Annotated in this window: 10 protein-coding genes and 1 tRNA gene; 8 read left to right on the top strand and 3 right to left on the bottom strand. The window is 45.0% G+C overall.

What is annotated here, in order from left to right; all coding sequences use genetic code 11:
* The first annotated feature begins 2 nt into the window (after positions 1–2).
* From lon to ASN18_RS00365, 5 genes are read left to right on the top strand one after another with little or no spacing between them, the layout of a single operon-like run.
* A complete protein-coding gene (lon, locus tag ASN18_RS00345; RefSeq protein ID WP_085050606.1) occupies positions 3–2,408 on the top strand; it encodes an endopeptidase La in 2,406 nt (801 codons plus the stop codon).
* Positions 2,335–3,417 (top strand): thiamine-phosphate kinase, encoded by a 1,083-nt coding sequence (gene thiL / locus ASN18_RS00350; RefSeq protein ID WP_157072741.1) that lies wholly within the window; start codon positions 2,335–2,337, stop codon positions 3,415–3,417. Before lon ends, thiL begins: the two co-directional genes overlap by 74 nt.
* The gene (locus ASN18_RS00355; protein WP_085050608.1) at positions 3,398–3,859 is read left to right on the top strand and encodes a DUF2062 domain-containing protein; all 462 of its coding nucleotides are present in this window, start codon (positions 3,398–3,400) and stop codon (positions 3,857–3,859) included. Before thiL ends, ASN18_RS00355 begins: the two co-directional genes overlap by 20 nt.
* Positions 3,856–5,142 (top strand): 30S ribosomal protein S12 methylthiotransferase RimO, encoded by a 1,287-nt coding sequence (gene rimO / locus ASN18_RS00360; protein WP_085050609.1) that lies wholly within the window; start codon positions 3,856–3,858, stop codon positions 5,140–5,142. The genes ASN18_RS00355 and rimO overlap by 4 nt, the downstream gene beginning before the upstream one ends.
* Before the next feature lie 38 nt (positions 5,143–5,180).
* Positions 5,181–6,086: a site-2 protease family protein gene (locus ASN18_RS00365; RefSeq protein WP_085050610.1), complete on the top strand. Its 906-nt coding sequence runs from the start codon at positions 5,181–5,183 to the stop codon at positions 6,084–6,086.
* A gap of 42 nt (positions 6,087–6,128) precedes the next feature.
* On the opposite strand, the gene ASN18_RS00370 is transcribed toward ASN18_RS00365, so the two are convergent.
* Positions 6,129–6,204 (bottom strand) — tRNA-Val (locus ASN18_RS00370).
* 124 nt (positions 6,205–6,328) lie between these two features.
* Here ASN18_RS00370 and ASN18_RS00375 point away from each other — a divergent pair.
* The gene (locus ASN18_RS00375) at positions 6,329–7,573 is read left to right on the top strand and encodes an RNA/DNA-binding domain-containing protein (RefSeq protein WP_085050611.1); all 1,245 of its coding nucleotides are present in this window, start codon (positions 6,329–6,331) and stop codon (positions 7,571–7,573) included.
* Between the two features lie 106 nt (positions 7,574–7,679).
* On the opposite strand, the gene ASN18_RS00380 is transcribed toward ASN18_RS00375, so the two are convergent.
* A complete protein-coding gene (locus ASN18_RS00380; protein ID WP_085050612.1) occupies positions 7,680–9,800 on the bottom strand; it encodes a PAS domain S-box protein in 2,121 nt (706 codons plus the stop codon).
* Positions 9,801–9,904: 104 nt separating this feature from the next.
* On the opposite strand from ASN18_RS00380, the gene ASN18_RS00385 reads away from it, so the two are divergent.
* Both ASN18_RS00385 and speE read left to right on the top strand, forming a co-directional pair.
* A complete protein-coding gene (locus tag ASN18_RS00385) occupies positions 9,905–11,071 on the top strand; it encodes a type III PLP-dependent enzyme (RefSeq protein ID WP_085050613.1) in 1,167 nt (388 codons plus the stop codon).
* A gap of 23 nt (positions 11,072–11,094) precedes the next feature.
* A complete protein-coding gene (gene speE / locus ASN18_RS00390) occupies positions 11,095–11,928 on the top strand; it encodes a polyamine aminopropyltransferase (protein WP_085050614.1) in 834 nt (277 codons plus the stop codon).
* Here the strand turns inward: speE and ASN18_RS00395 are convergent, their stop codons facing one another.
* The gene (locus tag ASN18_RS00395) at positions 11,929–13,059 is read right to left on the bottom strand and encodes an adenylate/guanylate cyclase domain-containing protein (protein ID WP_236861397.1); all 1,131 of its coding nucleotides are present in this window, start codon (positions 13,057–13,059) and stop codon (positions 11,929–11,931) included.
* Positions 13,060–13,064: the final 5 nt, after the last annotated feature.

Genomic DNA, 13,064 nt, shown 5'->3' on the forward strand with positions numbered 1-13,064 from the left:
GTATGGGGCAAGACGACAAAAAAGATGAAAAAGAAATAGAGATACCAGACACACTACCAATACTTCCGGTTCGGGACATTGTGGTGTTTCCATATATGATACTCCCCCTGTTTGTGGGCAGGGAGAAATCCATCAGCGCCATTGATTATTCTTTAAATACGAACAGAATGATAATGCTCCTGACACAGAAGGACTTAAACGTAGAGAATCCTGATTCAGACGACCTCTTCAGCATAGGCACTGTAGGGTTGATTATGAGAATGCTTAAGCTGCCCGATGGAAGGGTAAAAATCCTCGTTCAGGGGCTTGCCAAGGCCAAAGGTCTTAATATAGTTGAAAAAGACGGTATATATATAGCCGAGATTGAAAAAATAGAGGAGCGCAAACCCGATGTCATCACACTTGAGATAGAGGCCCTGATACGAAACGTTAAAGAACAAATCGACAAGACGCTGTCTCTTGGCAAGACCATCCTGCCGGACATTATGATAGTCATAGAGAATCTTGATGACCCGGGACGGCTTGGAGATCTAGTTGCCTCAAATATTGGGCTAAAGACAGACCAGGCCCAGCGCATCCTTGAAATAGACGACCCCGTTGAAAGGCTAAAGAAGGTCAGCGAGATACTCAACCGCGAGATAGAACTTCTTATTGTGCAGCAGAAGATTCAGTCCGAGGCCAGAGGTGAAATAGACAAGACACAGCGCGAATATTTCCTTAGAGAACAGCTCAAGGCTATACAAAAAGAACTCGGCGATATAGACGAAAAAATGGAGGAAATCCGCGAATTCAGGAAGAAAATCCTGGAGGCGAAGATGCCTGAAAAGGTATTAACCGAGGCAGAAAAGCAGCTCAAGCGCCTTGAAAAGATGCACCCGGACAGTGCCGAGGCCGCCACCGTGCGTACATATCTGGACTGGCTTGTAGAGCTGCCCTGGGCTAAATCTACAAAGGACAACTTAAATATAAAGATTGCCAAAAAAGTCCTCAACGAGGACCACTACGACCTTGAAAAGATAAAAGAAAGAATACTTGAGTACTTAAGCGTAAGGAAACTAAACCCCAAGATGAAAGGCCCGATACTGTGTTTCATCGGCCCGCCGGGCGTAGGGAAGACATCCCTGGGTAAGTCTATAGCGCGCTCACTAGGGCGTGAGTTCGTGAGAATCTCCCTCGGGGGCGTAAGAGACGAGGCAGAGATACGCGGGCACAGGCGTACATACGTCGGAGCGCTTCCAGGTCGTATAATCCAGGGCATTAAGCAGGCCGGCATGAACAATCCGGTGTTTATGCTTGACGAAGTGGACAAAATAGGTACTGATTTCAGGGGCGACCCCTCATCGGCACTACTGGAAGTGCTCGACCCTGAGCAAAACAACTCCTTCGTTGACCACTATCTTGGTGTGCCGTTTGACCTGACGCACGTCATGTTCATAACAACGGGGAATATAACTGATACAATACCAAGCCCGCTGCGCGACAGGATGGAGCTGATAAACCTCTCCGGCTACACATCAGAGGAAAAGGTTGGCATTGCAGGAAACTATCTCATCCCCAAACAGTTCAGTGAGCATGGTATTGGAAAAAATGTTATGAAAATCTCAGGGCCAGCCCTTCTTATGTTGATTGCCCAATATACGAGAGAGGCAGGGGTAAGAAACCTTGAGCGTTCAATAGCGACATTGTGCAGGAAGGTAGCAAAGCAGATAGCCGAAGGGAAGAAAAAGAAATTCGTCATATCAAATAAGAATCTGCACAAGTTCATGGGCCCGCCGCGTTTTTTACCTGAAGAGGAGATGAAAAAAGACGAGGTAGGCGTTGCCACAGGACTGGCGTGGACTGAGGCCGGTGGAGATATAATATACGTAGAGGCCATTATGATGAAAGGCAAGGGAAGCCTTACCATTACCGGGCAGCTTGGCGACATTATGAAGGAATCCGCACAGGCAGCCCTTTCATATGTAAGGTCAAGGGCAAAAGAGCTTGACATCAGCGATGACCTATTCTCCAAAAAAGATGTTCACATACATGTCCCCGCAGGGGCTATCCCCAAAGACGGCCCGTCTGCCGGAATAACCCTCACTACGGCAATCGCCTCTGCCCTGACAGGAAGGCCAATCCACAAGAGCATCGCTATGACCGGAGAGGTTACGCTGCGCGGCACAGTGCTTGCCATAGGCGGACTGAAGGAAAAATCCCTCGCCGCTAAACGCATGGGAATCAAGAAGATAATAGTCCCTAAGCGAAACGAAAAAGACCTTGATGATATACCCAAATATATCAAAAAAGACATGGAGTTCATATTCGTAGAGACAATGGACCAGGTACTTGGCATTGCACTTAATAACGACAGCGCTAAAGGGAAAAAAGATAAAACAGAGAAAGACAACTCAGAAAATGGGAAGTGATGACTCTATCGGGGGGCAAGTTGGAGAGCTCGCTCTTGTCAAATATATACGGGATGAGTTCGGCGCAGGGTTATTAAAAGACCTGACGATAGGCATAGGTGACGATGCTGCCGTTTTAAAGGTTGGCGGCAGGAATCTGCTAATCAGCGCTGATACGATGTGCGAGGGCGTACACTTTGACCTTGCCTTTGCTACGGCATATCAGGTGGGGTTTAAGCTGGTCTCTGTTAATGTAAGCGATATATACGCGATGGGGGGGGCACCGGAGTGGTTTTTACTGACCACATCACTTTCATCAGGTACATCTGCCACATCTGCCACATCTGATAGATTTGCAAGGGAGTTTTTATCTGGCGTTAAGGCTGCATTAAACCTCTACGGTGCGGCCCTTATCGGAGGCGATGTAACCTCCAGCCGTTCAGGTATTGTATTGACTGGCATAGTGCTTGGTGGTGCAAAGTCACCCATATCGAGAAAGGGCGCTCGTGCCGGTGATAAGATATATGTAAGCGGTGTGCTTGGGGATTCTGCCTGTGGCCTTGAGCTGCTTAAAAAAATAATGGCACCAGTTGCACCCGAAAAGGACGACGGGCCAAATAAGCCCTTGCCGTGGGAGATAATGAGACCGCTGATTACAAGACACCTAATGCCGAAGGTTATACAGCAGGACTTCGGCACTGCCACAGTTAGTGCTATGATGGACATTAGCGACGGCCTGTCGCTTGATCTGCGGCGGCTTTGTCAGGAGAGCGGGGTTGGAGCTGCGATATATGAAAACAATATCCCAATGTCTGCTCAGATGACAACTGCAGCGGGATTCTTAAACAAAGACCCACTCAAGTTCAGCCTTTGCGGCGGAGAGGACTACGAATATCTGTTTACCTCTGCTGACAAGATTGATACTGCACACTATATTGGAGATATAACAGACAGCGGTCTTGTCTTTATCGGCAAGGACGGCAGACAGATGGATTTAATGGACTGCGGATATGAGCATTTCAAAACTTAAGGAAATGTTAAGCTGTTTGATGGGGCGCAACGATACACCGGCAGTGATGGCGGCATCTATTGGCATTGGCATACTGATAGGGATGTCGCCGCTCTTTGGGATACACACTTTTATAGGCATATTTGCGGCCTGGGCATTTAAACTCAACAAGCCTGCAACTATTACGGCTGCTTATATCACAAATCCATTAACAACGGTGCCGATTTATACGTTTAGCACATGGGTTGGGATAAAACTCATGGGGTTGAAATTAACTCTTTTAGACCTTGACCTTGCTCATCTTACATTTTCAAATGTGATACACCAGTTAGGGGACTTTTTACTGCCTTTTTTTATAGGCTCAACAGTGGTTGCTATAATCAGCGGTGTTTTTAGTTATTACATAATGCTCTATGTCTACCGGTATAAAAATAGGAAAAAGCCTCGCGAAACAATGGCATGAGGCCAACCTTATCGATACTCACGCTTGGCTGCCCAAAGAACCAGGCAGACTCGCAACGCCTTGAGCGTATATTTGCCGCCGATGGGTTTTACTGTACTGAGACACCTGAAGACTCCGGCATCATACTCATAAACACATGCGGGTTTATTGAAGATGCAAGGCGCGAATCAATAAACGAAATCCTGAACCTTGCCGCCCTAAAGACCGATGGTAAAAAGTTGCTCGTCTTTGGATGCCTGGCACAGAGATATAAGGAAGAGCTGACAAAAGAAATACCGGAAATAGACGCAATTTTTGGCGTTGGGCAAGAGTCGGCCATTGTTGAGTATTGCAAAAACACTGAGGCAGAAGCGGCAGCACCGCCGCCTGCAGAGATATTTAGGCCCGTGTCTGTTCCATACGCATATCTGAAAATCGCCGATGGGTGTAACCGTGGCTGCCGCTTCTGCGCCATACCGTCAATCCGCGGGCGCTTTAAGAGCACTGCCATAGGCGGCATAATAGAAGATGCTAAAACTCATCTGAATGAGGGCAGGAAGGAGCTGATACTTGTCGCCCAGGACTCGGCCTCTTTTGGGATGGACACGGGGGAAAGCCTCATTACACTTATAGACGCCCTCGCCTCTTTAGACGGTGAGTTCTGGATACGTCTGATGTACCTGTATCCCACGTCGATTAGCGATGCCCTGCTTGACTGCATTAAAGGACACGACAAGGTAATAAAATATCTTGATATTCCTATTCAGCACTCCGAAGACGGCATATTACGGGCAATGGGGCGGGCGGGGACGCGCAGCTCATACATAGAGTTGTTTGAAAGGATAAGGTCTCATCTGCCGGGTGTATGTCTAAGAACCACACTCTTGGCAGGATATCCTGGTGAGAACGCAAGGGATTTTAAATCACTTTTGAACTTTATTGAAGAGGTAAAGTTTGACAGACTGGGCGTCTTTGCCTATTCGGACGAAGAGGGAACTGCTGCTTTTGGGATGCAGGGGAAGGTCACAAGAAAAACCATACAAAAGCGGGTAGAACAGATAATGTTCACGCAGGCTGATATATCTTACGAGAGGAACCGCACATTAATCGGTAAACAATTCAAAGGTTTGATAGACGATGTACAGGACACCACTGCCCTCGCCCGTTTATACTGCCATGCCCCCGAAGTTGACGGCTGCGTTATTATTGAAAACGTTCCAGATGATTTTACAGCAGATGGTTTTATCAATATCAGAATTACTGATGCAGAAGAATATGACCTCAGAGGGGAGATAATTCAATGAACCACAACCGCCCTAATTAATGTTAAAATTAATCAGCTATGTCAGACGAAACCGATGTAATATACCACAGCACTGAGCCGCATGACAGCTCACCACACGGGAGTACACTACAGGGGCTGACATTCCTGCATGTAGTATTATTTGTCGCGACTTTCTGCACCACGCTGCTTGCCGGGATATTACAAAAGGGCATCAATCCACTGTATGAGCCGTGGAGGTTTTACGAGGGGCTGCCGTTTGCACTGACCCTGATGACGATTTTACTAGCCCACGAGCTAGCCCATTACTTTTCATCAATGAAGCATCACACAGCGGCCACACTGCCATATTTTATTCCTGCCCCGCTGTCGGCTATCGGCACATTTGGGGCGTTTATCAAGATGAAATCCCCGATACACACACGCACTGCCCTAGTGGACATAGGGGCTTCGGGGCCTATTGCTGGTTTTATTGTTTCGTTTGTGGCGGTAGTCGGCGGGCTGTTTTATTCTGAGATTGGATTAGTAACGAGTAAGACAGGGATGGTCTTAGGGGATTCGCTGCTGTTTACATTGTTGACAAGGCTTATAGTCGGCACGCCTTCTGAGGGGTTGGATGTGATATTGAATCCGGTTGCCTTTGCTGGTTGGCTGGGGTTTTTCGTCACATCGTTGAACCTTTTACCAATTGGGCAGCTTGACGGAGGGCACATACTGTATGCGGTTACGGGGGAGAGGCACATGTGGCTTTCCAGGGTATTTGTTGTGTGTCTGGTCATAATGGGTGAGGTGTTTTGGTATGGATGGTGGTTTTGGGCATTATTGATGGTTGTGCTGGGTTTAAAACATCCGCCTGTAGTATTTGATGAGATACCGATAGAGCAATCAAGAAAAAAGACGTCGGCAATTGCGCTTGCCATATTTATAGTAACGTTTATACCTGTGCCATTCAGGATAATAGAATAAGCAGTGCAGGCAAGAAAAATAATAAGCTGACGGTGGGGGAAATGGTAGGCGGAACAGGGCTCGAACCTGTGACCCCAGCCTTGTAAGGGCTGTGCTCTCCCAACTGAGCTACCCGCCCACGTCACAGTAGCAATTATCTCATACTGTAGCGGCGTTTGTCAAGCAGAAAATCTATTGCAGCGCCGGGTAGGTAGAACAATGATTTATTCACATAGTGCTCAAAGTTGTGGTAAGATAAGTTCATGGCAGAGGGAATTGCCGTTGACAATATTATACTATATAACGATGAACGTATTAAAAATATTATACGTCTTGGAGAAAGTCATTTCAGGGAGTTTAAGTCCGCCTTATATGGGGAAGAAGGGAACAAGAAGCCGCGCAGTGTAAAAGACATTTGTAGGGACATTGCAGAGAATTTAGTTTCATTTGTAAACGCCGACGGCGGAGATTTACTGATCGGTGTTGAAGACGATGGAACAATAACCGGAATTCCACATAGTGAAAACGAAATAAACACATTGTTTAACGCCGTAAATACCCATCTTTTAGATAGCAGCAAACTGCCCATTGGTATATCAACTAAAATACAGATATACGGCAGAGTTATCTTATTTTTTTCTGTTAATAAAGGTGCAGATAAAATCTATCAGCTTTCCGATGGCCGCTGCCTGAAAAGAGACGACAAGCAAAATATACCGGTGAGTTTTGATATAATTAATTTTGAGCGCAGGGAGGCAAACTCCAGAGAGTATGACCGCTGCTTTATAGATGGGGCGCAGGTCTCCGACCTTGATACAGATATTATACAGAGCCTTGCAGATAATTATTTACGAGGGTTGAGCGTTGAGAGATACCTGCAGCAACTGAGACTTGCCGAATACACAACATCAGGGATGCGCCTTAGAAAAGCTGCCTTACTTCTCTTTTCAAAAGATATACAGAAGTGGCATCCGAGATGTCAGGTAAGGATTCTCAAGGTAAAAGGAACCAAGTTGGATGCAGGGGAACATTATAACGTAGAAAAAGATGAACGAGTACAGGGAAATATCTTTGAACTCTTAATCTCGACATGGGAAAAGTTAAGTATCTTTTTATCATATAAAACAGAACGTGAAAATGGTTTATTTGTCCCCAAGTATATATACCCGGAGGGCGCCTGCCGTGAGGCGCTGATAAATGCAATAGCACATCGCGATTATAGTATTCAGAATGGAATTGAGATTTATATATTCAATAGCCGTATGGAAATCAAAAGCCCAGGCGCACTGCTTTCAACTATAAAGATTGAATACCTTGAAGAGTTAAGAGGAGAGCATGAGTCTAGAAACTCTTTTATCACAAGGGTTTTAAAAGAGAATAATTATATGAGAGAACTCGGAGAAGGTCTAAAAAATATTTATGCACTAATAAATGCAAGCGACCTGAATAAACCAATTCTTTCATCGGATAATCAATCTTTCACAATAACATTTTCACACCGCGCCTGATATGATTTGAACCTCCAGCCTAAGCTTCCAGAGCCCCCCCGCTCAACCCCCTACTCTGCCAAATCCTCATTTTTTCCAACAAATTCATATGTTGCGCTCTTCTATCTTATTTCATTAGTTCGATTACAAACATCGCGCCATTTTCTACATTATCGCAGTGGATTCTGCCATCCATATTGTTTTCTATTATCACCTTTGACATGTATAAGCCGATTCCTGTTCCTTTGGAGTCACCTTTTGTCGAAAAATATGGCTCAAATATCTTGTCTTTTATCTTTGCCGGGATTCCGCCGCCGTTGTCTGTTATTTTTATAATTATCATGGTATTATCACTATAGACTTCTATTGTAATTTTTCCCCAGTCATTAGCTAATTCACCTTTTTCTATACGTTCAAGTATCGCATCTTTCGCATTATTTATTATATTGATAATTACATGTTTAAACTCGTTCGGGTATCCAAGCACCGTTATCCCTTCGCATGGCATATCGCTGAAAGATGTCATGTCGCCGCCACCGAGGTGGCATATTATCTTACAATCTATATGATGGTTATTTAACTGCGCGGAGATTATTGACAATATCTCCTCAAAGGACAATTTAAGATTAAATGGGGACTTCTCTTTTGACGGCTTGAAAAATGTCCTGAAATCATCTATTGTCCTCGACATAAATTGTATCTGTTCCATCGCTTTTTCAACCGAGTCATCCATATATTTTTTATCAAGTTCTCCAAAGGCCTGGGCGTCCTGCATGTCCTGAATCAGGACCCCGACGGCGTTTAACGGCTGCCTCCACTGGTGTGCTATTGCACCAATCATCTCACCCATTGCCGCCATTTTTGACTGCTGGATTATCAACTGCTCCTGCTTCTTGTATCTTTCTATCCCCTCGGCTACCCTTTTTTTGAGGTCATCGGCCATAGACTCAAGCTGTTGAGTCTTTTCGTTGATATCTGCCTCCATTTTTTTACGAGTTGTAATGTCCCTAATAATAGCGGTAAAGAATATCACATCACTTGTTGTCCAGCTTGATAGAGATATCTCAAGTGGAAACTCTGTGTTATCTTTTCTCAGGCCGTGTAGCTCCACAACTTTTCCGACTACTGTTGAGATACCTTCCCTGATGAATCTGTTCAACCCATTGGTGTGCAGGTCTTTGTAACGATCGGGCATCAGGACGGTAACCCGTCCGCCCACTACTTCCTCTGTGGTGTAGCCGAAGATTGTCTCTGCCGCCTTGTTCCACGATATTATATAGCCGTCGGCGTTGGCAGATATGATTGCGTCATTGGCCGACTGAGTTACTGAACTCAGCATCATCTCCGAGTCGCGCAGTGTTTGCTCTGTCCTCTGCCGCTGTTTTATCTCCTCCATGAGTCGGGTATTTGAATCCCTCAGCTCGGCTGTTCGACTTTCTATGAGGCCGTCCTGTTGTTCTTTAATCCTTTGAAGGGTTAGATACTGGCTCCGCCTGCGTGACATAATATAATACATCAGGCTGGATACAACCATAAACACGGCGACATGTAAGGCTATAATTGTATCCTGCTGCCTGTAAATCGATTTTATTACAGTGTCAGCGTTTAAAGTAATACTAATGCCGCCGCGTATGTCTCCAACCTTATAACCTTGTTGTTTATGGCACCTCAGACACGACTCTTTCACTAAAAGCACGGCCATATATCTGAATGAACTGCTGGTTTTCGTTTCAATAAGCTCAAATATTTCCTTATTTTTGTTGTTTTCAAATTCTTTTAACGCCCTGGTCTCCCACTCATCAGGTGCGTTTTCCGGTCTGAGCGGTTTCAGGCTGGTAATGTGAAATAGCAGGTTGTTGTTCTCCTTTGCTATTTCCCCTATCTGACGGGTCATATAGGCAGGGTTCATTAGTGTATATTTTTTACCTTGTATGGTTACGATTTCTCTTTCTGGAACACTGAGATATGGATTAGGGGTAGTGGTATCAGTAATTGGCACATATACACCGCCATGTTTAGAATTCCACAGACGCGTCATCTCTATTAATCCAAACATAACGCGTGCCTGCCCCTCTACTATTGCCAGAGACTGCCGCTTTATCGAAGATAAATTCCAGAGGAGTGAAGCCCCAATGAGCGCAGACCACACCAGTATTGGCAAAACCCAGTACCTCTTCAGAATGAAATACTCATCCCGAAGAAAAACCCTTCTGACAAAAGAATCTTTCGCCTGTTCTAAAATTGCCACGCCCTCGCTGAGAATTTGCTGCTTCTGACCTCATCGGCCATTGCTCATAATAATATAGGAAGAATTCTGAGCGTTCTGTTATAATAACATCTTTATGGAGATAAATGGTAAAATCGTTTAAAATAGAAGACACAGCAGCAAAGCTGGTCGAAAAGTCAACCTTACTTAAGATATTAAACTATATAGATACGGTTGACCTGAAGACCCCTGTTTTGCTCATGGATGGCGACAGGATAAGACGCAACGCTGCCACAATTGGCAGGGGAATAGATGGCTGCAAGGTCTTCTATGCAGTTAAGGCAAACCCCTCGGTTGAGGTCTTGCGCTTATTAACGGGTCTGGATGTGGGTTTTGAAATATCAAACATTGGGGAGCTTAATGTACTGTCTGCCCTTGGGGTCAATCCTGGGAGGATTATATCAAGCAATCCCGTCAAGACAACAGACTTTATAAAGAGCGCGTATTCTTACGGCGTGAGATATTTCTCCTATGATTCCCCCACGGAGATTGAAAAGTTATCCCAACACGCCCCCAACTCGAACCTCTACGTGCGCCTTGCTATCCCCAATGAGGGGAGCGAGTGGCCGCTGAGTAAAAAGTTCGGTGTTGAGATAGAAGACGCCATGTCGCTGTTGACGGCGGCAAAAGCAAAGGGACTTAATCCACTGGGGATTACCTTTCATGTCGGCTCTCAGTGCAATAACATATATAACTGGAACATCGCCCTTGACAAGGCACGCCTGCTTTCGGATATGGCGCGGGAGGCCGGAATTACAATCTCGCTGATAAACATAGGCGGCGGCTATCCGATTAAATATACAAAGAGCGTTTTAACCGTAGAGGCAATCGAAAGGCATATTAATAAGCTCATCAAAGAGCGCTTTGACACAACAGGCATAACCGTCCACCTTGAGCCTGGACGTGCTGTCGTAGGAGATGCGGGCATAATGGTTGCGCGCGTGACGGGAAAGGCAGACCGTCTTGACGGCCGTTGGCTCTACATAGACGTAGGTGTATTTAACGGGCTTATGGAGAGCATCGGCGGAATAAAATATACATACATAACTGAGACACGAGGCACAACTGGTATAAAGGATAACTGGACACTGGCCGGCCCAAGCTGTGACAGCTTTGATGTGATAGACAAAAACGTGCAGTTGTACGAACCGGAAGTGGGCGATATGGTTCTCATCCTATCCGGCGGGGCATATACGATTTCGTATGCGTCTGAGTTTAACGGCTGCTCAATCCCTGAGACTTTAATAGTTTAAAAAAAATATATAAGGAGGCCGCGATGTTTAAATTTCTTGAGGAGGAGCCATTCTCGCCAATAAAGCACTCATACGAGGTGGAAGCTATTTTACATAGAGAGAAGAGCAAATTTCAGGATATAGCGGTAATAGAGAACCGTTTTTTTGGCAAAATGCTCCTGCTTGACGGCATAGTACAGATTACCGAACGGGATGAGTTCTTCTATCACGAGATGTTGACCCACGTCCTGATGCACGCGCACCCAAATCCTAAGAGGGTTATAGTGATAGGCGGCGGCGACGGCGGTATTGTAAGAGAGGTCTTAAAACATAAGACGGTGGAGAAGGTCTACTTTGTGGAGATTGATGAAAGTGTAATAACCGTATCAAGGAGATTTTTCCCTGACGTAGCACAGGCGATAGATGACCCACGGGTTGAGATAAAGGTAATGGACGGCGCAGAGTTCGTAAAAAACTCGACGGGAATAGACTTGGTGATAGTGGATTCGACGGATGTTATTGGCTTTGCGAGAACGCTGTTTACAAAGGAGTTTTTTGATTCGGTAAAGAACTCAATGACAGAAAATGGGATGTTCGTAACGCACACGGAATCGCTGCACCTGCACAAGGACATAGTGATAGAGATGCAGGAGAAACTTATGAAGACATTCCCTGTGGTAGACTTATACACAGCTGCCATAGCGACATACCCGGGCAACTGGTGGGCATTCGCCGTTGGTTCTCTGAAGCTGACTCCAAGGGAATGCCGCCGCCCATTTACGATAGAGACCAAATTCTACGACGACGAAATCCACACGCAGTGTTTTCTAACGAAAAAATTTTATGACAAGCTGCTGAAAAGACAATTGAAGTGGTGATCAATCAATCCTTTCAGCCTTCTCTGCTGATTCCGGTCTCTCAAATAAGGCTTTGCCCTTCTCACCAACTTCATATATCTCAAGAGGGGTCGTCTCAAGGCCTTTGAGTTTGTATGAACCATGACAGCGCCATTCAATATCACCTAAGCCAATGGGTTGACCATAGGGCAGTTCACTTGACACCTGTCTATAGATGCCGCTGTCAGTAAGGATTTGATTTCCCGACGCAAGCGACATAATTCGAGACGTCAAATCGATAGTCATGCCAAATATCGGGTCGGACTGCCCACTACCACTTTTAACTCTTTCAAGTATCTCTCCGGCGTAAATCCCTATACGGACTTTCAACGGAATTTGTAAAAATTCATGGTGGTTCCTAAGTGCCGATTGAATGAATATGGCAAAACCCACAGCATCGCTCATCTTTGCAAATGCAACTAAAAACGAATCTCCTATAGTCTTAATCACTTTAGACTGTGGGTATTTCAATAATTCTGTCCTGATAAGTTTGTCATGAGTGCGAAATATCCTAGCGCTTTCTATGTCGCCATATTTTCTTTTAATTGAGGTTGAGCCAATCATATCCGTAAATACAAGGGTTATTGAAGCAAGTTTGTACTCATCCACAAAGTTATTGACACTTGTCTCCCATGTGAGAGATGGTTTTTCAGAAGTTTTCATGCTTAAATAACTACTGACATCGGTTGATGGGAATATGAAGATAGCCTTTGCAATATGAACTATATTCAACGTAGCGGAATTGGTTTGTACAGCAATTTTCTCAGCATGATTAAATATATCCTTTAAGCGCAGTGACCTGTGAAGTGATATAATTGGAATCCTTTCACCTTCCATGTGTAATGCCTTATGAATGGAACGTCTAATTCGAGTTATTTCGTCATCGGATAACTTTGTAAACTCACGGATTTCATGGACTTGTGGCGACAAATACGATGCATCCACATGGATACCTATAAGCACGGCATCCTGACTATAAACATCATCAACGATTTTAAGAATTGCATATAAGAAATGAACCGGTTCGATATTTGTAAATCCGGAAAGACATGCATCGGCATTTGCAATATTCCATGCCAGTTTGACTGAAGGATCAATCGTAAGTACGTTCATAGGTT

This window comes from Candidatus Magnetominusculus xianensis (assembly GCA_001541255.1).
Classification (GTDB): domain Bacteria; phylum Nitrospirota; class Thermodesulfovibrionia; order Thermodesulfovibrionales; family Magnetobacteriaceae; genus Magnetominusculus; species Magnetominusculus xianensis.